Here is a 23,399-nt window from a genome sequence, read left to right as displayed (position 1 = left end):
GTTCAATGGTCAGATCAAATTCTTTTCGGTCTACGGAAATGCCAATCGGCTTGCTTGCGCGTACCGTTTAAAACCGAGGTCAGGATAAGGGCGGCGGCGACCGCAGCAGAAAGTGTGAATGACCAAGCACTTGTCAAAACGGGATTATCGATTAGCATTGAAAATGTGGTAGCGAATAGGAAAGCTACGAGGCTGGAGCATGATGCAACAATTGAAGAACCGAGACCGGCCAGGGCACCGAGTGGGCGCATTGCAAACGCATTGAGATTGCCGAACAAAAGACCAAGGGCGAAGAAACCTAACCAAACTATGCAAAGCAAACCCGCCAAGGGTGGGTGCTCGTCGAAGAAAGATGCGGCAACCAAGAGGCCAACGCCCGACACCGCCTGAAGAGATACGCCGGTAAGAATAAGAAGTTCCATGCTTTTGCGACCGACCAGCCAGACATTCATCAACAGTGCCGCACCAGTTCCGGTCGCGATGAAACCAAAGAGCGCAGGCACAAGCGAAGGAAGGCCGTACAACGCACCGAATATGTCCGCCACCACCGAAAAATAGGTCAACTGTGCGCCGAAGATTAAGCCAGTGGCTATCACCGCCGTAAAGACATCGAGACGGCTGACCACAAACCAGATGTTGCGCGCCTGAAGTCGAGGTTTTAGTGGCACGCGGTTCTCGACGGAAAGCGTTTCGGGATGCCGTACCCACAACCATTTGCCAAGCCCAAATGCCAGTACAAGGTAAGCCCAGAATACACCGCGCCACCCAATAATAACCGCGATTGCTGCGCCGACGGCTGGTGCGATCATAGGAACCAAAATGAGCAAAGTGAAAATTACAGACATGATCTTGGCCATGTTAGGCCCAGCGTAGCAGTCGCGGATCATCGAGCGTGTACCAATTTTTGGTCCAGCCACACCTATGCCTTGAAGGATGCGGCCAAAGACCAACACAGCGAAAGAATCCGCCATAGCTGCAACGACCGACCCCGAGACAAAGACCGCGAGACCCGCAATCACGGCAGGGCGACGGCCCACTGCATCGCTAATCGGTCCTATTATCAATTCTCCGATAGCCATGCCGAGCACAAACGCCGTAATCACCTGTTCTCCAGATACCTGAGAAGCTGGATGAAAAGAGGCTTTAATCATCGGCATTGTTGGCAAAATACCATCTATAGCAAAAGCCGTAAGCGCAGTCAGAGCGATATAGAGGGTAATACGTTCGAAACGCTTCATCACCGTCATCGAACTACGATTGCGTCACAATGCTGGCTCCTTGTGGCGGGTAGCATTAGGCCAGCTCGAATTCGGGTAAACTCTTGACCAGATCATCCACAGATTTCATCTGAATGAGGTAGTCTTTCAGCCGATCAAGGGGCAGCGCGCTAGGGCCATCGCATTTCGCATTGTCCGGATCAGGATGGGCCTCAAGAAACAGCCCCGCAATTCCCACTGCTAGGCCTGCTCGACCCAGCTCTGCAACTTGGTGTCTGCGGCCACCTGATGCGCTAGCTCCTGTATCTCTCATTTGCAGCGAATGCGTCACGTCAAAAATTACTGGCGCGTCATTGCTGCATTCTTTCATCGTTCTGATACCCAGCATATCCACGACCAAATTGTCATAGCTATCAAATGCAGAGATATTTTGCCTTTCCGGAACGATTAACCCTTTGTAGTTAAGGCCAATTGTTTTGACCGCCTTTGCAATCCTGCCTTCGCCGCCAAGAAAAGTTGCCTTTTGTGGTTAAATTTAGGGTAAAGGTTCGCCCCTCCTTGCAGTCGAACATCAAACTCTGGGCTCAAACAGCTAGAAACTTGCCTTTACTTCGGTGTCAAGCGGCTACCAGACCTTGAAAGCTATATTGAAATCAAATCTCGCTGGGATCTGCCGTAAGTAAGCAGCTGTTTACCTTCTCAAATTGACCCGCTTGCAACATGGAAGTACGCTACTTGATGATTGACAGCAGTTTCGGGAGAAGAAGGCGATGGCTAGAATCAAATTTCCCTCGGACGCAGAGCTTTCCGTTTTAGTTCGCGATGCACTGGCTCAATCGATAGAGCGGGCGACAGAGCCAACTTGGCGCATTGTACTACTGCCAATGTTTCTGGGGGCCGCATTTGCCCTGGCGACAATGGTCCTTGCTAAGTGGCTCGTAGATATCGGCTTGTTGTGATAGCTTCTACTGAATAAGTGGCTGCTACAGATACGATATAGTCGCCTGTTGCTGGGTGTTTCGGTTTTTCTAGGTAGAAGCACCACAACGAGGAATGGTTGGAAACCCCAGAAAACACCTATGCCTGAGACCTCGAGTGTAGACGAAACCCAAGATACTTTTTGGATGTATTCTGGTGTCGCCATGTTCGAGCGGGCATAATCTTCCATATAATAAGCTAGCCTCCAGCCTGCGGTTGAAATAGGGGGGCGTGGCAGACTGATCGGTAGGACCAAGGGTGGCATGAACACAAAGCTGCACGCCGTCGCCGACAGTGTTGGTCGACCTATTCGGCTCTTCTTCTCTGCTGGTCAGGTTAACGACTCCACAGGAGCCAGGGCTCTGGTGAACGGCCGACCATCGGCTGAATGGTTACTGGATGATTGCGGTTATGATGCGGACTGATTCCGTGAAGCCCTGATAGACAAGGGAATAATGCCTTGCATTCCAGGCCGAAAATTACGCGACAAGCCTGTCCGGAACGACAAGCGCCGCTACAATCGTCGCAACAGAATCGAGATTATGTTCGGACGCCTGGAGGACTGGCGTCGTGTCGCCACTCGCTATGATCGATGCCCGAAGGTCTTCCTCTCGGCCATCGCGCTCGCAGCCACCGTCTTGTTCTGGCTGTAAATCAATGAGATGCCGTAACAGGGCCTGCGTCACGCACCGCCGTTGCCACTTGTCATATCTGCGTCGCGCTGTCGCCATTCCCGTATTGAATCTGCATGGAGGACTACGGGATGAGATTGTTTATTGGATTGGATGTATCACTCGCCATGACCGCTATTTGCGTGATCAGTGAGCATGGCGAGATAGTCAAAGAGGCTGAGGCGGCGAGCGATCCCGAGATTCTGGCCCGTTGGCTGGGTGATTTGGCCCACGGCATCGCCGCGATTGGCTTAGGGGCTGGACCTATGTCGCAGTGGCTACATCGAGGGCTGGCAGAGTTAGGCTTGGATGCAGTGCTTATGGAAACCCGCCAGGTGAAGGGTGCATTGAAGACTATGCCGATCAAGACGGATCGGCGGGATGCCGAAGGGATTGCACGTCTGCTCCATCTAGGCTGGTTCCGCCCTGTTCACTGTAAATCCATCTCGGCTCAGGAAACTCGCGCTGTACTCGGTGCTCGGAAAGCTATTCAACAGAACATGATCGCTTTTGAAAAGTCACTAAGAGGACTGCTGAGAAACTTTGGCCTCAAGGTGGGGGCACCTCACGCGGCAAGTTCGAGCTACGTATCCGCGAGTTGGCAGATGGCAATCCCATGTTGGAAACCGCTACCGAACCTATGCTGCGTGCCAGAGCTTCTCTGCGACAGGAGCTTGCGGTGCTCGAGAAGCAGGTTCGCCAGCTCACTCAAGACGATCCGGTTTGTCGTCGCTTGATGACGATGCCTGGGATCGGCGCAGTTGTGGCATTGACCTTCCGGGCAGCCGTCGATGACCCGTCCCGCTTTCGGTCTTCAAAGAGAGTTGGTCCTTGGGTTGGCCTGACGCCTTCTCGCAACCAATCCGGTGAGCGTGATGTGTCCGGCGGCATAACCAAGGCCGGGGATGTCAATCTGAGGCGAGCATTGTGTCAGGCAACAACCGTCATGATGAACCGCGGGCGGTCGACATGGCTTCGAACATGGAGAACCCAGCTCGCCCAACGCCGAGGCCGGAAAATAGCAATGGTCGCCCTCGCGCGTCGCATCGCGGTCATTCTCCATCGAATGTGGGTCGATGGCACCATATTCCAGCCCGACGCAGCACCGAACACTGTCTGCTAACCTATCCGTTGCCTGCCTGACAGCAGGCCTTTGAGGTCCCGCAGGGACGTGGTTCCGATGATGCCGAGGTCTGGACCGTCGCTGACTTCCGTCAAGCACGCCTATGAGATGGGTACATGGGAATTACATCGAACCAGCATCATGTTGGCAGCCGTCGCGCTGACCACGAACCGAAGCATGTACCCGAAGGATCTCAATCGAAGGCCATGAAAGAAAGCAGGACGGACACAAACCAAGAAAAGCTACACCGCCTTGGCGGATCAAGTATTCTGCGTAAAACAGCTTGAATGAGACGACCCCGTTACCGAAGTCTGGAGCCTAGACTGAATACTTCGATTAAGAATACTGTCGGCATGTGGTCGTGGCTTGCGCCACGATTTCCAGACCCGTGGAGAGCACCTCGTCTGAAGTGGTCAAAGGCGGCAACATCTTCAGTGTATTTTCTTTGGGTCCGCAAGTCTCGACGATGAGACCATTTTCAAAGCACTTTGCCGATACTGCATTCGCTTGAACTGCGTCGTGAAATCGAAGCCCAAGCATCATTCCTTTGCCCACGACAGATACACTTTGGCAGTCGTCCTGAAGTTTGCATAACTGCGCCCGCATCCAGTCCGACTTTTTACGCACGCTTTCGATAAATGACGTGGAAGACCAAAACTCTTCGAGAGTTCGCGTAGCTGCCACAAAGGATAGGCACGATCCTCGAAAAGTGCCGTTGTGTTCCCCTGGTTTCCAACAGTCAAGTTCGGGCCGCAGCAAATTGAATGCCATGGGAAGGCCAATGCCACTAATGGACTTTGAAATGCAAATAATATCTGGTTCGATTCTGCTGTCATCAAAGGCAAAGAAGTCTCCCGTACGACCGCACCCGGTCTGAACTTCATCCAAAATCAAAAGCGACCCAAATCTTCGGCAAAGGCTCTGCAGCGCTTTTAACCACTCTGAAGATGCGACATTTAAACCTCCTTCGCCTTGAACGACTTCAACGATAAAGGCAGCAGGAGGACACCAGCCAGAACAGGGGTTTTTTAGCATTTTTTCGATAAAATCTATACTGTCGAGTTCATCGAGAAACCCTTCGAAAGGCACTCTCGTTACGTTGTCCAATGGCACCCCAGCTGCAGCCCGTTTGGTTTGTTCCCCGCTGGTTGCTAGGGCTCCTAGGGTCACGCCGTGAAATGCATTTGAAAAAGCATAGATACCACTGCGTCCAGTCACTTTGCGTGCCAGTTTAAGTGCAGCCTCTACCGCATTAGTGCCGGTCGGGCCTACAAATTGGAACTTGTAATCCGCAATCCCGCGATCACGCAAGATTCTGCGTACTAAACTGTTAACAAATTTACTCTTCGCGGTAGTATAGAGGTCGAGCGATTGAACAATGCGACCTTCCGTTAGATAGTCGATTACTGCGTCGCGGATTGCCGGATTATTGTGGCCATAGTTGAGTGATCCGGCTCCGGCAAGAAAGTCGATGTAGCGGGTGCCCTCAGAAGTGAAAATGTAGGATCCTTCTGCTCGGTCAAACTCGACGGGAAATTGTCGACAATAACTCCGCACCTGCGACTCGTGCATTTCCAGCGTGCTTGGTCCCATAGTGGTTTCCTTTCATTTTATTGACTTCCGCAAGCGATTGGTGGCTCTTACGCGCTGCTACCAGTCTGTAGCTGTAAGCGCCCACGATAACTCTTCAATTGCTTCCTCCAGAGAGCGAGCCCTTCTGAAGGGGGGGTGAGCACCGAGTTAATTGGATGACAGTGCCTCAAATGAGAGCAGAGGTACGTCAGGTGAACGATAGTGATACTTGCCTGTACGCGTGAGTAACTCAGTTAATTTCTCAGCCTCACCCCATCTTATGAACCGCTGCATTGAGGCAAGTAACTCTGAAAAACGGCCCAGCACTTCAAGCATGACGTCTCGATTGGCGACACAGCTGTCGCCCAACTGACTAGGATCAAAAGGAAGGATCGAGCTTGTAAACCTACTAAATATCTCTGCAGAGAATTTTGTGCATTCGACACCAACCGTGGTCTCTAAATCTTCTATTGTGGCGACAATATTGTGTGTTATCAAATGTGGAAGTAACAACATAACCGCAATCATCGTATCGCGGTCTTTTGGGTTCAATATTTCCACCTTGGCTCCAAAACTTACCCAAAAACCTTGAAGGGTTAAAATAGCTGGAATGTCGGCCATTGGGTTCGGCATTATGACACACAAGTACTCGCGATTGGGATCGGCCAATGACGGGTTATCGGATTTCATACTAGCCAATAGTTGTGACTGCACAAAACGCAGGTGCGGAGGAATTTTCGATTTGAGTTGCTCGAGAACTGGATGGTTAACGGCGTTCAGTTCCGTAATTACTGCGCTTGGTTTCAGCACAGAAGCAAGTTCGGCGATGACTGCCGGAAAAGAACTACAAGACGTGCCTAGTACCACCAAATCAGCATCGGTCACAGCCGCTTTGGCTTCCGAAGAGAAAGTGCAGTTGTTTTTAAGCACTGTCGTATTGACCGTGAGCCCCGGATCCATTTCTGCGGCACCTTGTAATACCAGCTCAGCGTGCGATGTCAGGTCGATACGGTGGATGGGTCGCTCCAACGACGCGCGTACCCCTTCGATTTCAATCAAGGCGATCTTACTAATTCGGTCGGGTGGTTGGGTGTCTTCCAGTTCAGTCATTTTCTGACCTCGTCTGTAATAGGGCTGGAAGACGAGATTGGATTGCTCGTTAGCTTGGGTTCGCGGGGTACGTTTAATGCTTGGTTTGTCTCGACGAAAGGAAGGAGCTTACCTCGAGTATGGATAAAGTTTTTAGCATCCATCGATTTGACGGTGAATTCCGCGCCGGATATGGCAAATTGGATTTCATAGTTGGAAAAAAGCTGTTCTTGGAGTGCGTCACGATCAAAATTGTGAGCATCAATGTTGAGTTGAAACCAAGGCTGATCTGAACGAGAATACAGGCATTGAAATTTTGGTATAGAACCAAAAAAATGTGATAGCTCGTGTTCGAACTGCGATTTTTTCAGCAATCCACCCTGAAAATTAATAGAATCCGATAGGCGGCCGAGTAGTTCGAATATCCTAGACTCTTTGTCTGGCACCATTTGAATCATGTCGCCAGTAGACATGAGATCAGGAAAGCTGCCGCCTCGTAGCCGAACTTGCAGTTCGCCCTTTAGTGGATTTTGGGGTTTTGTGGGAACAATTTCCATTTCGGTCTCGTCGAAAAACTTGTACAGAAATCGATCTCCACAGCGTCTGTGGAAATGTGCAATCGGGCCGTGCTCGGTAGTTGAATAGGCTAAGGGGAGAATAGAAACACCCTCACGTTTTGCTAAGTCAAGCGCAACAGTGGTCGGCGCGTCGCCAGCAAAGAGAATCTTCTTTACACGGATTCCGCTATTGAGGTACTTGCTGACATTGGTCCCCGTGGTTGCTATGCATATATCTGAGATCGTTTCGGAGAGATGCCTAAGTTCTTCGAGGCATCCGGGACCGAGACCAATATAGCTGACGCCGAGGTCGCGACAGATTGCTTCCGTGAAGTAATAGGCTCCGTTGAGCTCTGCTGGCCAAAAGGCATTCACGACGACTTCGCCGTCGTATACTGAACGCAAACAACGAACTCCCCGATCAAGCGCTTGCTGGTCCGCTTCTCGCGAGTGTGCGATGTATCGTGCCGGACCGCTAGTGCCACTTGTACGAAACAAAACAAATGGAATGTTTAAATCACCCTTGATCATGTTTTTTCCTCCCAATTAAGTGCTGTGCCGCCGTCAAAAGCTATTATTTGACCGGTCAGGTACGGAGATTTTGTGAATAGAAGGTCGATCGTAAAAGCCGCCACCTCGTCAGGGTTTGCAGCGCGCTTGAAGGGTGAATAGCTCTTCATTCGCTTTTCAATTTCCCCGCGGCTGATCCGACCGTGATTAAAAACTCTTTCGGTAAGCGTTTGGGACGGAGCAATGGCGTTGATGGCAATTCCCCGTCCAGCATATTCTGCCGCAGTACCTACAACGAAGCCATTCAATGCGGCCTTCATGGAACTGTAGTGAAATCCGCGCCGCCTAGTTCCTCGTACAGCGGCATTGGAACTAAAAAGGATAACACGCGCGCCATCTGCAATTCGAGCATCTGCCCGGATCAAGAACTCCATCGCTGAAAAAAGCCCCACTTGGAACTCGCGACCAACGGTTTTCATATTGGCTTCGCCAATTTTTACTTTGGTGAAGTTTGCCGCTGCACAATGCACGAAATAGCCAACCCTTAGGTTTTCCTTTTCAAGCGGTGCCATCGCGTGCATGCACCAATCCGAATCTTCAAAATCGATATCAACTGTGATTACTTGTGGGTGATCGGCCAGAGAGGTACTGCTCGCATTGCGGCTAACCGCGATCACGGTGACACCACGTGCTAGTAACGCTCGACAAACCGCGCCGCTGATCCCTCTATCATTGAGACCGAAAAGGACCGCACAGGTGCTCATGTTTCCCGTGCCTCTAGCGGCCAGTACTGTGACAGCATTGGTTCGCGGTTCACTGACTGTTCTAAATCGGCTTTGATCCTATCGCCAATTCCAGAAAGGTTTTGAGTGTGCATGCGATATTGAAATAAAGGCTGATTGACGTAGTGTCCGCGTGCTCCACCGGCAACCAGCCGCTGCCATCGGTGATGTTTGGTGCCTTTGCGCACGCTCTCGTCAAGCGGGAGTACAGTCCGAATGAGATTCGTTCTCGTTGGGGCGTTGTCGGGAATAAAGCTTGCGGTGCGGACGAGATTTGCATCGAAGTCGCAGGACCGACCTAATCCAATGACGTCTCCATCTTCGTCTATTAGTTCATTGTCGCAGTAAACAAAATCTCTGCCGCTTTGTTGCGCTGCTGCCAAAAGCGTTTCAAAGAAGAATGGCATCAAGATGTCGTCAGCATCCACGATAGACGTGAAACTTCCTCGTACGCAGTCGAAGGCAAGGTTAAGCGCGTGATTCTTGCCGCCGTTTTGATCGTAAAACAGGCACATCACCTCTAGGTCTTTTGTCTTGGATGCCCAGTCCGCGAGGACATCGCGTGAGTTATCGTTCGACCCGTCATCGACAAGGATTACCTGCGTAGGAAGTAAGGTTTGAGCAGAAATGCTTTCGAGGCAGCGTGCAACATAGCGATCGTAATTGTAGCAAGGCACAATTACAGAAACATCCGGGCGATCCGTTGTATAATGGTCAGTGAAAATCGGGGCTGGGTTGAAATGCGACATTTAAGTTTATCTCTAATTTAAAGTTGAGGTGTCGGAGGAAGGAGATGTTGTAACAACGCCTGGAACGTGTCTTTTGCGACTTGTGTTTTCCCAAGCTTGGACAAATGCGTAGGCTTCTCGAAACTCGGAGGCGTCGTCCTGAAAAAGCATGATAAGGGTATTATCTTTGGGATATTCGGAAAGAACTTCCATTGGAGCGATACCTGTAAACCCGCGACGTTTACATTCGACTTGGTTGTCCGTTTGCACACTGCCAAATGTCGCCGCGTTGACTTCACAGTCTACAGGAGATGTCTTGTTGCCAACAGAAACGACTATTGGCGCTCGTGATGCCGCCGCTTTCGGTAAAACAACCGGCGTACTGGCGTCGGTAGCGAGGACAAGCATGCTGGTCGACAAATCCATATGTGGGATGGCGGCCCGCCCGACAAGTTGAACGGGTCCAATAGTCGATAAACTGCGTGCTACGGCACGTCCGACCTTACCGCGGCCTGCAACGACAAATGCTGCCGTGTTAACGTTGTTGACTGCAAATGACAGAACCGCCCGAGCGAGACGCTCAGTGTAAAGGCTGCTGCCACAAACCAGATACACACGCCCTGGCAAGCAGACTAGCGATAAATCGAATAGTTTCTTTCTCGGAAGGTAGTTGAGATAAACACGCTTAACCCGAATTGTCCCGTTATTGCCTTCCGCTCTGTAGGTGCCGAGCTGAAACCCCCAACGGCGTTTGCGTCGCTTGAGAAAACGCTCGGGGTCTACGTCAATTGGTGACATGCAATGGAAGTAAGAGGCGTCTGCTCTCAGTATTCGGATCATAGGTGGAACTCCTTCAATTGGAGCCAATGTCCTGCTGCATTTAGTGCATTGCGTCAGCGAGCGCATCGGCAAATCGCGTGATGTCATTGTGAGACAGGTCTGCACGCGCCATGACCCGCAGACCCGCAGTTCCGCGTTTGACAATCGGGAAGAATATGGCCGATGTGTAAAAACCTTGCCGGTACATCTCTTTTGAAATCGTAACAGCTTTTTCTGGCGTAGGCATCGGCACAACGCGGATTGGACTCTCGCTCCCGGTGTTTAAGCTAGGTACCAGTTGATCCATGAGCGCGATGTTTTTACGAAGTGCTTGCTGGCGTTCCTCGAGTTCTTCCGACATATGGATTTCGATCGAGGCGCTAGCTGCGCCAACACCAGCGGGGTTTAAGCACTGCGACCAAGCCATCGGTCCGCCGAACCTCTCGACTAATGCACCGTTAATGGCCTTGCCAGCCATAACAATTCCGCCGCAGGCTCCAAATGCTTTGCCGAGTGATGCGGATATGATCGTCCGGTCATGCAGGCTATCGGAGGCCGTCCGTGCATAACCTACGCCATTCCTGCCGTACACTGACAGCGAATGTGAATCGTCAAGATATAGGTAGAGACCGTACTTTTCCTGCAGCCGGTTCAAATCCTGCATTGGTGCAAACCCGCCCATACTATAAGCGGCGTCCGACACATAGGCGACATTTTTATGTTTACGGCATAGTTCTTCGATGTATTCAACGTCGTTGTTTCTGCAGGTGAAAACATCGGTTTCATCACCGCATATTGGCTTGGTCAGGTTCATCGAGAAATGACAGTTCTGATCGAATACCATCACCGGCTTGTTTCCTCCCGAAAGGGCGCCTGATGCAATGATAGGGAGAACTCCAGCGGATCCAGCGGCGCAACTGATGGTGGTGAAAACCTTAGCATTGAACAGGCCGCTAAATGCTTCTTCAAGTTGATCAACTTGTCGTAAGTGGATTCGTAGCCGCGCGGTGGAAAGGTTAAGAGTGCCTGCATTACGAAGAGACTTAACCGCGCCTTCCACGATTTTTGGATGTCCTTCGAGACCAAGATACGAACAAGAACACATATTAATGAAAGTATGGCCATTCTCGTCGATGAGCCGCCCTGAATCGCAGTGTTCGACTCCGATGTTTAGAAGCCCTGCATCGTCAACAGCCTGCCAAGCCTCATTGCCAAGAGATATGGCTTTACCAAGATTTGTGAACTGATTGGTCGGCCTGTCGAGATTTAGATCGGTGATGTTCATAAAGTGTCCTCGTGTAGGCGTTTGGGTTTAGGCTGTGGGGCTTAGCGACGTTCTCCGATGGTTTTGGAGATGTCTCGAAACGGTGTGCGAATGAGCCGAAATCCGTCCCAATCCTCGAATAGGTTTCTGTCGCGAAAGAGCGGACTTTGTACTGCTGAGAGAGGATCGAGAACGGGGCTGTACAGAATCCCTGCTGCTTCAAGTTCCGCGCAGAGCGTTTCGATGCGCCATTCCTTGCAAGCCTGTTCGATAGCGGCATCAATCTCTGCACTCGCATTCTGCCGTGCAAGCTTGTCAAGAGCCACGAATTTCTTGTGCGTGTCATTCATTTTGAGTATCTGAGTGAGTTTAGCGAAACTTTTGTCGTCAGCCGCCGAAAGATAGATGTACCCGTCGGCACAGGCGAACATTCCAATCGGGGTGCCGCCAGAATGACGCCCCCCGGCTTTAATGACTGCGGGGTGGCCGACTGACTGTCGTACGATTAATGGCTCTAGTATAGCCATCAGTGAGTCGAACATTGGGATTTCGAGGGTTGCCGCCCTGTCTACTTTCCGCCTCACGCTCGCAAGCTCGGCCACCACGCCGAACGCTGCGAAAAGCCCGGTTGTAATATCCCCAGCAGAGAAACCAAGTCGCGTATAGTCGCGAACGCTATGGCCGGTTTGGTGCATGATGCCGGTGAAAGCCTGCATCGTCATATCGAAGGCCGCGCGGTTCGAAAAAGGCCGGTCACTTCCATAACCGGAGATGGACACCCTCACGAGATTCGGATTGCGTTCTTCAAGCGCCTTCTGCGTCAATCCAAGCCGGTCCATCACACCCGGGCGGTAGTTATCAACAAGGATATCGGCTCGCTCGACCTCCTCCAAAATCCTGATTCGGCCATCTGGTTCCTTGAGGTCTACAGTAACGGTGTTTTTGCCGCGGTTTACAGACGCAAAATACCCGCTCTTTTCTCCGAGGAAGGGGCTGAAACGTCGGGCAGGATCACCCCCAGGCGGTTCAACTTTCAAGACATTGGCGCCTAGATCGGAAAGAATAAGCGTGGCAAATGGTCCAGATAGAAATCTCGTCAGATCAAGCACCCGCACTCCATCCAGAACTTTACAGGTCGGTTGCTTCAACGCAGCACCAGATCTGCGGGACCAACCTGGAGTTGCAATATCCGACGGTCCCTTGGCATTCCCAAATCCTCGCGCCGCACGGCCACCAGGGATCGCCACGATATCGCATTGTGAATTGCCATAGGGCAACGGGTGGATCGTACCAAAATCCTGTGTTTTGGCGGTCTCAATGGCTTCGTCCAGCGTCTGCAAAGGTGCACAAGCTATTCCTAATGCCGAAAGCCGCTCAAACCAGAATCCGGTATCATTTGTTTTCAGTACAACTTCGATTTGCTTTTCAAGCATGTCGCGGTTTCGCAGGCGGGCCGCATAAGTATTGAAGTGAGAGTTTTTCGGGAGGTCGCGAAGTTCTAACGCGGTCATGAGTTTGTCGAAGTCCGTTTCGGAGGCCGCCATGATCGCTAAAAAGCCGTCTTTGGTCCGAAAGGGCTGACTAGGAGAACTTGACGGGTGGCGCCCGCCGTTACGCGCAGGCACTTCGCCAAATGTTGCTGCTTTCATGAGAGGGAATTCAAGACAAGTGGCAAGTGAATCGACTAGGGCGCAGTCAACAGACGTAGAAACGCCGCGGGCCCAAGCGGCTGTAGCAACGATAGCGCCAAACAGTGCCGAAACAGTCGCGCCGATGGGTATGGGGGCCAGAATCGGTTCATCATTAGACCAACCGGTTGCATGCGCAAGACCAGACGCTGCCTGTGCCGCACCGTCATCCATACCGACGGTGCGAAAGCCATCTTCCCACCCACAAGAAGACAGGCTGAGATAAATGGCTGTCGAGTTTATGGCCTGAACCGCGTCCGGGCCCAGTCCCAGCTTTAACAAAGTGTCGGGTCTGAAATTGGTGACTACGACATCACATCCTGAAATCAGTCTTTTTGCAACTCGCAGGCCCTCTTCTGTGCGCAGGTCGGCTCGAACGATGCGCTTACCTCGATTGGTAGCGGCGAATGGTGCGCCGTATTCATGACCTTCGGCAAAGACTCGACGTAACCGATCACCCGCAGGGTGTTCGAGGCGAACCACGTCAGCGCCATATTCAGCTAGATAGAGACCACATAACGGACCGCTAAGGTGATGCGAAATCTCACAAACGCGCATTCCGCGAAGTGGCATTTTGGGGAGGCGCAGGGGCGCATTAACTACTGGCGTCATTATTAAACCTAAAGGCGATTCTAGAAAATTTACACATACAGAACACGATTCATTTTTAAAAATCAAGAGCGCTGAAATATGCCAGAGATTATCCGTTTTTTGAAAAAATATGTTTACGAATCGCTTAATATGGAATTAGGTTAAGGAAAAATTTTTGGTATTTAATTAGTGTATGTCGTTGGCAAAAAAAGGGGCTGAGCTGCTCCTTTTGTGAAGGATTGGTTTGGTCAAAAAGTAGCATAAAATTGTGTTTTTAAATGAAAAAGGCTGAAAAATGCGTACATATGACAACGATGGACACTATTCTGATTTGGTGAAATCTCCAACTGGGCATTTTAAGTTGTCTGGGATAAAGTCATGGGATCGAGATGTCATTCAAGGTGAAACTGTATCCGAACAGTTTTGCATTATCATTAATCATCTTAATCATGCATTGAGCATACATAACCTAAAGTTGAAAAACATTAACTTTGTCACAGTTTTTTTATCAGATCTAACCCTTTATTCCGAGCTGAACGAGATTTACGCCAAGAGTTTTCCCCACAAACCATGCCGGTCTGTCACTGGTGCAACGCTCCGCAATGGGGCTCTGGTGGAAATCGTAGCTGAGGGGTGGTCTGATGCTTGAAGAAAAAGTAATCAACCTGTCGATAGACAGGAGCGCTGCGCAATATGTTGCAGAAATCGAGAAAGCCTATGTTGCTTTCGTAAGTGACCGGGTTGGAAAGCACTACTTGCTTGACCAGGCAATTAAACCCCTCGACCCGACTGATATGATCTGTGGCACTGCCGTCACTTCGCTTGGCACCGATTTGACAGTACGTCGAGCCGCAATCGATACGATGACAGTCGGCGATATCCTCGTTGTCGCCGCTGGTGGGTCGACAGATTGGGCTTCATTCGGAGACGGCACGGCGCAAAAAATAGCAGCGCGCGGAGGGGTGGGTGCTGTGATAGATGGATGCACCCGCGACAGCCCTGGTCTCGTACGAATGGGGTTTCCGACATTTTGCCGTGGTACGACGGCACGAAACTACTATTACCCCCACGCTATCAAAGCTGGCGGTGTTAATGTACCGGTTTCTGTCGGGAACGTTTGGATCAAACCGGGAGATTTGATTTTCGGTGATCGCGACGGAATTGTAGTGATCCCTTCGGACCTAGCGGCTGGTGTCGCTGAAATTGTTCCGCGTGACCTAGCGGCGGAACGGCAATTGCGCTCGGAAGTCAACCTTGGTTTTCGTTCTAACGTTAATGATGAATTGGCCGCTCAGGGTTATGTTATTAACAAATGATTCTACTATCCGGGCAAGAGCTGTCACCGAAAACCTAGCCCTGGTTGGGATTGCATCATTTTGCACCAATATGGGAACTTGGCTCTATCGATTGATTACTTCCTATGTTGTCTGGGAGGCAACAAAATCCGGTTTTGCATTATCACTGCTGGCGATTGCAGAATTTCTGCCGAACCTAGTTCTTACGCCCTACGCCGGTGTTGTGGCTGACCGAATCCAATTGATCCGCGCCAGCTATGTCATATGCTGTCTCTTGGCACTCCTTTCGTTTTGTGCTGTGGCGGCACAAATTATTATGCCACTGCAGAACTTTGCTTATTTTGTGATTGTAATATCCGCTGCAATGTCAATCGTGTCCGCGTTCAGTCGAACAGTTCACCAGAAAATCTTAGGATACGCGTTTTCAAAGCAGAGCATCGGTAACGCTTTGTCCTTAAATACGATTTGCTTGAACGTTGGTCGCGTCACTGCTCCCCTAGCACTGATGGGCGTCTTCGCAGTTGAAGTGCTTTGGCTCCCATATTTAGTAAATATGTTGTCGTATGCTGTATTAGGCGCAACCACGCATTTGTTCCGCTATCATCGGTCTCAAGAGAATACACCTATACCCAAGGCTGGGATACATACTGCCATCGTTTCAGGTCTACGTGCGCTGAACGGTCATGGGGTTTTACGATCGTTGCTTTTCCTGACTGCGTTCGAAGCTGTTTTTCTGAGCGCTTTTTTTGAACTTCTTCCGATGCTAACCGAAAGTTATCTCCATGCCAGCGCGAAGAGTTTCACAACGCTGTCGATCGTCGTCGCAATCTTTTCGTTCTTCGCTGGTCTTGCGAAGTTCCTCACCACATTTCGCCTCACGAACCACCACTTCCCGACTACATTCTTCGTCGCATCATTGCTAATTCCTCTAGGCCTGTTTTCTGGAAACTTGCCGACTGCATCTGTTTCTTTTGGTGTCGCAATGCTTCTTGTCGTGCTTGTCCGTATCAGTATCGCCGAACACATCCACACTGAGGCTCCGGAGCAACTTAAAGGTCAGGCACTGGGGTATTATTTCCTCGCAATATCTGGTGGTAGCTCTGCAGGTGCCGCGCTTTATGCCGCACTGCATAGCTGGGGACTCAAGTCGGTGATGCCGTTCGGTCCGGTAATTATCTTTTTGAGCATTCTGGTTCTGCGGGGTATAAGATGACTGCAACGCGCATATTTATTCCAAATATCCACCGAAACGGCAGCTATGCTTTGGCAGTGAAGGCGCATGAAGCTGGATACCAAGTCTATACTTCGACCGAACATCCTCGCATGCCTTATACTGGTTGCCGCTGGATCAAAGCTTATCTCTACCTTCACACGCCTTCCGAAAACAACAAGTCGCACTCGGACACCGATAAATACCTGAAGCGGATGCTGCAATTTTTGCATTGTCACAAAATTCAGGTGGTCTTTCCCTCTAACGATGCCGACATTCGAATTGTCGTAGAAAACCGTTCCGTATTTGAAGGTTATGCAGTTTGGGCACCGGATAGTGAACTTTACGAAACACTGTCCAATAAATTCAGCAGTATCTCAGTGCTAAAAGAATTGGGTGTTCCTGTGCCGGAATGCCATACTATTAACGATGTATCCCACGCGGGTTCATTGCTAAAACTTTGGGGGTCCCCGGTCATCGCGAAGCGCTCGCAATCGACCGGCGGCCGTGGAGTCGCCATGTGCTACTCCAAGGCCGAGATCGGAGCTTTCCTTGCCGCTGAAAGACCTATAGCGCTCCAAGAATGGCTCTCGGGAAACGACGAAGTGTCATTCCACTTCCTCTTCGACCTTAACGGCAAAACTATTATGCGGTTCTCACTACGAAAATACCGGCATCTGGCACCTTCGGTGAGCACTTCGATCTCTATTATTGAAGATCCACCTGAAATCGAGTTACTTGAAAGAGCCCTTAAGGCACTGAATGCAAAAGGATTTTTTGTCGTGCAGATGCGTTTCTGCCGACGTTCAAAAAAATATAAGCTTGTCGAAGTGAACTGCCGGTTTGGATCGAATACACGCATGCTCGTCATACTAGTGCCACAGCTCTTTTCGCTGTTCGCAATGATCAGAGAAGGCAGGAGTGATTTGGATTTTGTCCCTATAGCTCCTTCGGTGCGTTGCATCTCACGGGTTGAGGATACCTATGCTTTCCTGCGCAACACGTACGCATATGTTCTTGATCACATCATCGGAGGTCACCGCAGTCAAATCGCGTCTTATCGCAATTTCGCAGGCCAGTTCTTTTGTGACATGTTGAACTTGCACAATCGGAGCGACCTGCTGTGGAGGCGATTGTTCACAGATACCAAGGGCGTGATGCGCATGTATGTGGCGATGTTCCGCAATTGCCCTCTGTCGCTTCGGTCAATGCAATCCATGACACTCGCCTCTGTTTGGTGCCCGCCACATGTTGAGGCCGCATTAGCGGAACGGCACCTCAGGCAAAAGGCACAAAAAAGGCATTCTTCCCGAGATTATAAGTACCCAAATAGAGACTGAGAAAAATGAAATCACCATATGGAGGCGTCGCAGACGCCTATTTGAACCGCCCATCCTATCCTATCGAATTGTTTGAGTTCATTCGGGATTGTTCCCCACGGCGGGGAACAGTCTGGGACGTCGGTTGCGGTAGCGGTCAAGCATCACATCACTTGGCGGGTTTCTTTGACCAGGTCATCGCCTCGGACACCAGCGTTGCTCAGCTGGAACGCGCCAAACTCCATCCACGCATCCGCTATGAGCATTGGCCGGCAGAACATAGTGGTCTCAAAGGTAATTCGGTTGATTGCACCTGCGTATTTATGGCGGCGCATTGGTTCGATTTGAGCAAGTTCTACAAAGAAACGTGCAGAGTTAGTACGGCGGACGGCGTCATCGCCATTGTCAGCTACGGTGAGCCGGTTATCGACGGCGATCCAATCATATCGGATTTTCTTGGGGACATTGCATGTAAGATTTCGCGTTTTGGTGGACCCGCTATTCAACGTATGCGCGACGGATACAAGAATCTGCCTTTCCCCTTCCCAAGCGAAATCGCGATGCCTGGGATGAGCACATTTAAGAAACTGACTGGACAACAAGTAGTTTCTTATTACCGAAGCCGGGCGTCCGTCATCGACTACTGTCGGCGCACAGGTGTGGATCTGGGGTTCGAGCTTGAACAATATCTAGCTGACCATGGCCGGAGCGACGAGATTTTTGATCTCCGTTGGCCGCTTGCGGGACGGATCGCACGAGTGCACGCGAAAGAAGCGTCGCTCGCCTGTATACATGCGGGCAGTGTTGACCAATGACCGCTGAAAGTTCAAGATTTGCGGCCGCCGCGTTGAACCGTGGCGTACCCGATCTGCTTGGGTGGGTTGATCGGACGCGTCTTGTGGCGCATTTCGAACGTGCACTGCGTGAAGGCGGTCGATATGCAGCGCATACGCCTGCGCGCTCGATCGTACCCCTAAAAAATGCCGTTGGCGTGTCCATGCCTTGCTATTCACCGCAGGATAACCTTTTCGTGGTCAAATCTGGAGTTGTGAAACTTACGTCAGGCGGCGTGACTACTCCTACGGTCGCGGCGGAGGTAACGGCTTTTTCAGCAGGCGATGGCCAACTCGTCGGGCATTTCGACGGCGCCACAGTCACGCGCCTTAAATGCTATGCGCTTTCGGCGGTGGTGTTAGCGAACTGCGCCGGACCTGGCCCACACAACGCTGTGATCGTCGGCACCGGTGTTCAGGCTTGGGAGCAATTTCTAGCGATGGAGCATGCGTGCTCAATTCGAGAATACTGTGTGATCGGGCGAAGCAAGGATCGAACCGAAGCATTCGCCAACCGGATGCGCAAGTTGACCCAAGCGCGAGTGCGCTGCGCGGTTCTGGACAAGCTCTCTGACGCACTCGCCGGGGCTTCACTCGTGGCAACTGCAACACGCTCCAATACACCGCTTGACGACTTCAGCGGCCTCGCGAGGGGCGCTCACATAAACTGTATGGGCGGACATACAACAGTGAGCCGTGAGGTCCCACGGGAGAAATTGCGTACCTCGCTGATGATCGTAGAAGAGCGGACGCAGGCGATGCAGGAAGCCGGACTTGTGCACGAGAAGGCAATTGAAGTTGAGGAAATGTTCTCTAGGAAGGATGCCTCGGTGCGTCCTACGGTTTTTAGCTCGACCGGTAACGCATATCATGATCTGCTTGTGGTGTCTTTCCTTCTTTCCGAAGGGTACCAAGTAGGTGCCCCATGAACACGCTAGGTCAGTTGCAGGCAGCAAATGCGGCTCTGCCACTTAATGGAATATCAGTCCTATGCGTTGACACAACTGTGCCGTCTGTGCTCTGCACCCAAGCTCTGGCTGCATTGGGGGCGCAGGTCACATTTGCGGAGTGCCTTGAAGACTGGCCGAATATTTATAAGAGAAGGATAATTCGCCCTGACATTGTCGTCACGTCAAGCGAAGGCGAGAAACGTACAACGGTGAGTACCGCTGTAATGGCGGCAATGGGCATAATTGTGTGCGATATAACAACTTTCGGTGGCACCGGGCCTCTCCGCGGGCTGTCGCTGAGTGATCCGGAACTTCAGCGTTTTTCGTCATTTGCGGACTACACTGGTTTTCCGGGTGGCCAAGCGATATGCGCTCCAGGCTATCCAATCGACTGTCAAGCGGCGTTTTACGCAGCGGCTGGCGCGATTGCTGGGTTGATTATGCGCGACCGCGATGGTGCCGGGCGCGTTGTCGATATAGCGCGCTTCGACGTGGCGGTGAACGCACTCCTGACTTTTTTGCCAGCCGCAATTGCGGGTAGTGAGCAGACGCGACTCGGCAACCGCCACCCCGCACTAGCACCTTGGAATATCTACCCGACCGCTGAAGGTTGGATCATAATATGTGCGCCGACAGATAAACAATGGCAACGGCTCGTCGAGCTCATTGGGAACACTGCGCCACACGATCCGCAGCTGTTCGCCACGGCACAGAGCCGGTTGGCTCATATTGAGGAACTCGACGAATTGATTTCGGGGTGGACAATTAACTTGTCAAAATCAGATTGTCTTTCGTCGTTGATGGAGCAGGACATTCCTTGTGGTGAGATTGCCCATGCGGGCACCGCCGACCGCGCGGTCGGCTCTATGGAGGCAAGTATTCCGTGGCGTTTTACACAAGGCTGTAGCTTGAAAAGCTTAGTTAGTGATCAGAACGCCCCTGACCGACCCTCACCTTTGTGTAACCTAAAAGTCGTGGAAGTAGGCACCAACACTACCGCACCGCTTGCCGCAAAGCACCTTGCTGCACTAGGCGCGAACGTCACAAAAATTGAAGCCCCCTTCGGCGATCCGGCGCGCCAAAGCGGAATTCCACATAGCGACGGGAATTCGATCATTTTTCATTTGACCAATACCGACAAGCGAGGCATCCGGCTCGATCTTAAGGCGCAAAAGGGCCGCAACGCCTTGATTGATCTCCTTGAGGAAGCGGATATTCTGATTGACAATTTAAAGCCCGGCAAGCTTGCTGAGTATGGGCTCGGAGCCAATGTTCTGGCTGAGGCTTGTCCGCGTCTTGCCCATTGCTCGATTACTGGTTTCCAGCATTGTGAGGGTAAGATTGGCCGACCCGCTTATGACATCATAGTACAGGGCTCTTCGGGTCTGATGGCCGCAAACGCGGTAGACGGTCGTCCCCTGAAGATTGGCCCTTCGATAGCTGATCTGATTGGAGCGCAGGTGGCGTTGGTGAATGCGCTCGCCTTGGCGCGTCAGTTTAGGTTGGCTTCTTACCGACATGTGGACATCACAATGCACGATTGTGTCGTCTGGGCAACATCCAACGCGAGCCGGGCTGCAAAGGTTTCGCGCACCTATAATCCAGGAAAAAGGCTGACAGCAGAATTGCAGGCCAATTCCCAGCGCGCAACGCCGCTCGCGCAAGTGCTGAACATGCCACAGACACAACATCGCGGTCTTATCAAACATATTGGAGATGCCAGAGGCGGACTTTCGGTCCTCGAGACACCGCTGCGTATTCGTGGCGCGAGTATCGGCGTTAAACGGCTCTTTCAAAATCTTAACGGATTAGGAGATATCTGAGATGAAGGATTTTACGGCGCAGGACCTGTCTCTTCTTTCGCTAATAGAGGGCCGAGAGGCACATGTGGGAGTAGTGGGTCTGGGCTATGTTGGATTACCTATTGCAGTGTTGGCAGTGGAAGCGGGGTACCAAGTCACTGGGCTGGATATTGACTGTGATAAAGTCGACTATTTACGCAACGGCAACAGTTCCACTGACAGTGTCTCAGGCGAACAATTGCACGCGTTCGTTGAGGCGGGCAGGCTCGCATTTACATCTTGCTATGACAGACTGTCGGAATGCGACATTGTGGTGGTTTGCGTGCCAACGGGTCTTGACGGCGACCGGCAGCCAGATCTGTCGAACGTGACCCATGCCGCGTCTGCCCTAGGCAAAGTTGTGAAAGACGGGGCACTAGTTATTCTGGAATCGACTTCCTTTCCAGGAACCACGCGAACCATCTTTGCGCCGTCCGTTCGCGCTAGTGCCAAGCCTCGTGGTTTGAACACGATTCATGTTGCTTATTCACCGGAGCGAGAGAATCCCGGCTGTGACAGTTTCGATACACGTAACACGCCCCGTATTGTCTCGGGGCTGGACGGATTTGAGCGGCACGCAGCCCAGGCGTTTTACTGCACATTGGTGAATACCGTGGTGCTGGTGGATACACCCGAAATCGCTGAAGCCGCGAAGCTTCTTGAGAACACATTTCGGTTGGTGAATATATCGCTGATCAACGAATTAAAGATAATATACGACGGAATGGGGCTCGATGTCTGGAAAATAATCGAAGCCGCCGCAACAAAGCCCTTTGGTTTCATGCCATTCTACCCTGGGCCTGGTGTGGGAGGGCATTGCATACCAGTTGATTCCCACTACCTAAACTGGTGTGCTTCGCAATACGGGCACCGAAGTCAGTTCATCGACCTCGCCCACGAGGTTAATGAGAAGATGACGTTTTTTGTTTTGGATAAGATTAAGGTGGCGTTGAAACGGGACAAGTCAGCGTTGGATGGCGTAATGGTTCTGATTGTAGGTGTTGCCTATAAACCAAATGTCGCCGACAAACGTGAATCCCCAGCGGCAATGATCGCCCAGGAGGTCCGCCGCCTCGGTGGTGAAGTTTGTTTTCACGACCCTTACGTGGATACTCTAACAGATTTGGAAGGCAGACCGATCCAACGGATCCATGATCTTCGCCAACTATCGAATGATTTCGTATCAGTTTCAGTGGTTGTGACCAACCACACCAAATTCGACTACAACGTATTGGCTGATTGGGGACAACCGATCATCGACACCCGCAATGCGATAGTACTAGGCAACGATTCAATAGACAGGCTGGTGGTTCGGGCCTGATATTATTGAGAGGGATTTCGACACATGTACGAAGATACTGTTAAAATCGCACAATCCTATCTGGGCTTTGCTGAGCTGGAAGCCAAGGGGGTCTCGACCATCTATGAACGACTCGCTCGAGAAGTGGCCGAATGTGCGACTGTTCTACAGTTTCTTGCAACTCTTCCAGTTGACAAGCGACAACCCAACCTTCTTTTCGCCGCGCTTCGCTATCTGGTTGGAGTACCCAAGCTAGGCGAAATCGGAGATATAGTCTGCGAAAATTCTCTCGAGTTGGCGGAGCTCATGAAAAACCGGCGTACGCAGACGAACGAACCTGGTCGGTGCGCCACACTCATGCCATTTCTCTCCGCAATCGGCCAACCGATTGCACTGATTGAGGTGGGAGCATCTGCGGGCCTCTGCCTATTACCCGACAAATACGCTTACACCTATGTTACTAAAACTGAAGAAATCCGAATTCAGGCATCAGAAGGTGCGCCTGAATTTCGCTGTACCGTCGAAGGAGAAATAGATTTGCCCGATCGCCATCCAGAGATCGTCTGGAGGCGTGGGCTCGACCTTAACCCGCTGAGCGCTGCAAGCGAGAATGACGCTGCATGGCTTAGGACGCTTGTTTGGCCGGAACATGAACACCGTAGAGCGCGTCTTGACAAAGCGCTTCGATTAGCAGCCGCAACGCCAGAGCTAACGGTTGAAACCGGTGATCTTAGTTTAGGCCTCAACCGCATATTGGCTGAGGTGCCATCAGGCTCGGTACCGGTTATCTTTCACAGCGCGGTGCTTTCCTACGTGCAAGATAGAGATCAGCGCGAGACATTTCAAAAGCGTATGCTTGCCAGTGACGCTGTATGGATTTCAAATGAAGCTCCTAGTGTTTTTCGAAACACCAACGGGTGGATGGGCCAAGCCGCACGGGGTTTGAGATTCCTCACCCGCGTCGATGGCATGGCCTGCGCCTGGTCGGCTCCGTATGGTGACCGGCTTTCTGGTATCAAGAGTACCGAAAACATTTAGACACTACCTAACAAAGGGCACCGG

19 protein-coding genes and 2 pseudogenes are annotated in these 23,399 nt (G+C 51.4%); 11 read left to right on the top strand and 10 right to left on the bottom strand.

The genetic code is table 11. The features are described from left to right. Window positions 1–14: 14 nt before the first annotated feature. Together ACR0K5_RS19585 and ACR0K5_RS19580 are read right to left on the bottom strand one after the other, a co-directional pair. Window positions 15–1,238, bottom strand: a complete 1,224-nt coding sequence (locus tag ACR0K5_RS19585) for an MFS transporter (protein WP_480533918.1) — start codon at window positions 1,236–1,238, stop codon at window positions 15–17. 55 nt (window positions 1,239–1,293) lie between these two features. Further along, on the bottom strand, window positions 1,294–1,644 hold the full coding sequence (locus ACR0K5_RS19580; RefSeq protein ID WP_480631241.1) for a DAHP synthetase I family protein: 351 nt from the start codon (window positions 1,642–1,644) through the stop codon (window positions 1,294–1,296). 749 nt (window positions 1,645–2,393) lie between these two features. Here ACR0K5_RS19580 and ACR0K5_RS19575 point away from each other — a divergent pair. Both ACR0K5_RS19575 and ACR0K5_RS19570 read left to right on the top strand, forming a co-directional pair. Continuing rightward, window positions 2,394–2,848 (top strand): annotated as a pseudogene (locus ACR0K5_RS19575) (IS5 family transposase); the annotation flags it as partial. A gap of 110 nt (window positions 2,849–2,958) precedes the next feature. Continuing rightward, window positions 2,959–3,989, top strand: a pseudogene (locus ACR0K5_RS19570) (IS110 family RNA-guided transposase). A gap of 336 nt (window positions 3,990–4,325) precedes the next feature. Here ACR0K5_RS19570 and ectB read toward each other — a convergent pair. The 8 genes from ectB to ACR0K5_RS19530 form a co-directional block, all read right to left on the bottom strand. Then, on the bottom strand, window positions 4,326–5,582 hold the full coding sequence (gene ectB / locus ACR0K5_RS19565; RefSeq protein ID WP_480533920.1) for a diaminobutyrate--2-oxoglutarate transaminase: 1,257 nt from the start codon (window positions 5,580–5,582) through the stop codon (window positions 4,326–4,328). 147 nt (window positions 5,583–5,729) lie between these two features. After that, window positions 5,730–6,671: a prephenate dehydrogenase dimerization domain-containing protein gene (locus tag ACR0K5_RS19560; protein ID WP_480533922.1), complete on the bottom strand. Its 942-nt coding sequence runs from the start codon at window positions 6,669–6,671 to the stop codon at window positions 5,730–5,732. After that, complete coding sequence (locus ACR0K5_RS19555; RefSeq protein WP_480533924.1) at window positions 6,668–7,738, bottom strand: hypothetical protein; 1,071 nt, start codon at window positions 7,736–7,738, stop codon at window positions 6,668–6,670. The genes ACR0K5_RS19560 and ACR0K5_RS19555 overlap by 4 nt, the downstream gene beginning before the upstream one ends. Then, window positions 7,735–8,481, bottom strand: coding sequence for an SDR family NAD(P)-dependent oxidoreductase (locus ACR0K5_RS19550; protein WP_480533926.1), 747 nt, complete (start codon window positions 8,479–8,481; stop codon window positions 7,735–7,737). The genes ACR0K5_RS19555 and ACR0K5_RS19550 overlap by 4 nt, the downstream gene beginning before the upstream one ends. After that, window positions 8,478–9,248, bottom strand: a complete 771-nt coding sequence (locus ACR0K5_RS19545; RefSeq protein WP_480533928.1) for a glycosyltransferase family 2 protein — start codon at window positions 9,246–9,248, stop codon at window positions 8,478–8,480. Before ACR0K5_RS19545 ends, ACR0K5_RS19550 begins: the two co-directional genes overlap by 4 nt. Before the next feature lie 12 nt (window positions 9,249–9,260). Further along, window positions 9,261–10,067 (bottom strand): hypothetical protein, encoded by an 807-nt coding sequence (locus tag ACR0K5_RS19540; protein WP_480533930.1) that lies wholly within the window; start codon window positions 10,065–10,067, stop codon window positions 9,261–9,263. Between the two features lie 40 nt (window positions 10,068–10,107). Continuing rightward, a complete protein-coding gene (locus ACR0K5_RS19535) occupies window positions 10,108–11,331 on the bottom strand; it encodes an aminotransferase class I/II-fold pyridoxal phosphate-dependent enzyme (RefSeq protein ID WP_480533932.1) in 1,224 nt (407 codons plus the stop codon). A 41-nt stretch (window positions 11,332–11,372) separates the two neighbouring features. Continuing rightward, the gene (locus ACR0K5_RS19530) at window positions 11,373–13,610 is read right to left on the bottom strand and encodes a CaiB/BaiF CoA transferase family protein (protein ID WP_480533934.1); all 2,238 of its coding nucleotides are present in this window, start codon (window positions 13,608–13,610) and stop codon (window positions 11,373–11,375) included. A 274-nt stretch (window positions 13,611–13,884) separates the two neighbouring features. On the opposite strand from ACR0K5_RS19530, the gene ACR0K5_RS19525 reads away from it, so the two are divergent. From ACR0K5_RS19525 to ACR0K5_RS19485, 9 genes are read left to right on the top strand one after another with little or no spacing between them, the layout of a single operon-like run. Beyond that, the gene (locus tag ACR0K5_RS19525) at window positions 13,885–14,238 is read left to right on the top strand and encodes a Rid family hydrolase (RefSeq protein WP_480533936.1); all 354 of its coding nucleotides are present in this window, start codon (window positions 13,885–13,887) and stop codon (window positions 14,236–14,238) included. Beyond that, a complete protein-coding gene (locus tag ACR0K5_RS19520) occupies window positions 14,231–14,905 on the top strand; it encodes an RraA family protein (protein ID WP_480533938.1) in 675 nt (224 codons plus the stop codon). Before ACR0K5_RS19525 ends, ACR0K5_RS19520 begins: the two co-directional genes overlap by 8 nt. Then, complete coding sequence (locus ACR0K5_RS19515; RefSeq protein WP_480631237.1) at window positions 14,868–16,097, top strand: MFS transporter; 1,230 nt, start codon at window positions 14,868–14,870, stop codon at window positions 16,095–16,097. Before ACR0K5_RS19520 ends, ACR0K5_RS19515 begins: the two co-directional genes overlap by 38 nt. Beyond that, window positions 16,094–17,434 (top strand): ATP-binding protein, encoded by a 1,341-nt coding sequence (locus ACR0K5_RS19510; protein ID WP_480533942.1) that lies wholly within the window; start codon window positions 16,094–16,096, stop codon window positions 17,432–17,434. The genes ACR0K5_RS19515 and ACR0K5_RS19510 overlap by 4 nt, the downstream gene beginning before the upstream one ends. Window positions 17,435–17,439: 5 nt before the next feature. Then, window positions 17,440–18,228 (top strand): class I SAM-dependent methyltransferase, encoded by a 789-nt coding sequence (locus tag ACR0K5_RS19505; protein ID WP_480533944.1) that lies wholly within the window; start codon window positions 17,440–17,442, stop codon window positions 18,226–18,228. Further along, on the top strand, window positions 18,225–19,175 hold the full coding sequence (locus ACR0K5_RS19500; RefSeq protein ID WP_480533946.1) for a hypothetical protein: 951 nt from the start codon (window positions 18,225–18,227) through the stop codon (window positions 19,173–19,175). Before ACR0K5_RS19505 ends, ACR0K5_RS19500 begins: the two co-directional genes overlap by 4 nt. Further along, on the top strand, window positions 19,172–21,019 hold the full coding sequence (locus tag ACR0K5_RS19495) for a CoA transferase (RefSeq protein WP_480533948.1): 1,848 nt from the start codon (window positions 19,172–19,174) through the stop codon (window positions 21,017–21,019). Before ACR0K5_RS19500 ends, ACR0K5_RS19495 begins: the two co-directional genes overlap by 4 nt. A 1-nt stretch (window position 21,020) precedes the next feature. Continuing rightward, window positions 21,021–22,358: a nucleotide sugar dehydrogenase gene (locus tag ACR0K5_RS19490; RefSeq protein WP_480533950.1), complete on the top strand. Its 1,338-nt coding sequence runs from the start codon at window positions 21,021–21,023 to the stop codon at window positions 22,356–22,358. Window positions 22,359–22,382: 24 nt separating this feature from the next. Then, window positions 22,383–23,375 carry a DUF2332 domain-containing protein gene (locus ACR0K5_RS19485; RefSeq protein ID WP_480533952.1) on the top strand — a complete coding sequence of 331 codons (993 nt, stop codon included), beginning with the start codon at window positions 22,383–22,385 and terminating at the stop codon, window positions 23,373–23,375. Window positions 23,376–23,399 lie beyond the last annotated feature (24 nt).

The organism is Ruegeria sp. AB9 (genome assembly GCF_056542585.1).
This window is presented reverse-complemented; position numbering and strand designations above follow the sequence as displayed.

Coding starts and splice junctions, on each gene's coding strand:
- ACR0K5_RS19585 (WP_480533918.1), bottom strand. CDS start 1,238: ATGAAGCGTTTCGAACGTATTACCCTCTATATCGCTCTGACTGCGCTT.
- ectB (WP_480533920.1), bottom strand. CDS start 5,582: ATGGGACCAAGCACGCTGGAAATGCACGAGTCGCAGGTGCGGAGTTAT.
- ACR0K5_RS19560 (WP_480533922.1), bottom strand. CDS start 6,671: ATGACTGAACTGGAAGACACCCAACCACCCGACCGAATTAGTAAGATC.
- ACR0K5_RS19555 (WP_480533924.1), bottom strand. CDS start 7,738: ATGATCAAGGGTGATTTAAACATTCCATTTGTTTTGTTTCGTACAAGT.
- ACR0K5_RS19550 (WP_480533926.1), bottom strand. CDS start 8,481: ATGAGCACCTGTGCGGTCCTTTTCGGTCTCAATGATAGAGGGATCAGC.
- ACR0K5_RS19545 (WP_480533928.1), bottom strand. CDS start 9,248: ATGTCGCATTTCAACCCAGCCCCGATTTTCACTGACCATTATACAACG.
- ACR0K5_RS19540 (WP_480533930.1), bottom strand. CDS start 10,067: ATGATCCGAATACTGAGAGCAGACGCCTCTTACTTCCATTGCATGTCA.
- ACR0K5_RS19535 (WP_480533932.1), bottom strand. CDS start 11,331: ATGAACATCACCGATCTAAATCTCGACAGGCCGACCAATCAGTTCACA.
- ACR0K5_RS19530 (WP_480533934.1), bottom strand. CDS start 13,610: ATGACGCCAGTAGTTAATGCGCCCCTGCGCCTCCCCAAAATGCCACTT.
- ACR0K5_RS19525 (WP_480533936.1), top strand. CDS start 13,885: ATGCGTACATATGACAACGATGGACACTATTCTGATTTGGTGAAATCT.
- ACR0K5_RS19520 (WP_480533938.1), top strand. CDS start 14,231: ATGCTTGAAGAAAAAGTAATCAACCTGTCGATAGACAGGAGCGCTGCG.
- ACR0K5_RS19515 (WP_480631237.1), top strand. CDS start 14,868: ATGAATTGGCCGCTCAGGGTTATGTTATTAACAAATGATTCTACTATC.
- ACR0K5_RS19510 (WP_480533942.1), top strand. CDS start 16,094: ATGACTGCAACGCGCATATTTATTCCAAATATCCACCGAAACGGCAGC.
- ACR0K5_RS19505 (WP_480533944.1), top strand. CDS start 17,440: ATGAAATCACCATATGGAGGCGTCGCAGACGCCTATTTGAACCGCCCA.
- ACR0K5_RS19500 (WP_480533946.1), top strand. CDS start 18,225: ATGACCGCTGAAAGTTCAAGATTTGCGGCCGCCGCGTTGAACCGTGGC.
- ACR0K5_RS19495 (WP_480533948.1), top strand. CDS start 19,172: ATGAACACGCTAGGTCAGTTGCAGGCAGCAAATGCGGCTCTGCCACTT.
- ACR0K5_RS19490 (WP_480533950.1), top strand. CDS start 21,021: ATGAAGGATTTTACGGCGCAGGACCTGTCTCTTCTTTCGCTAATAGAG.
- ACR0K5_RS19485 (WP_480533952.1), top strand. CDS start 22,383: ATGTACGAAGATACTGTTAAAATCGCACAATCCTATCTGGGCTTTGCT.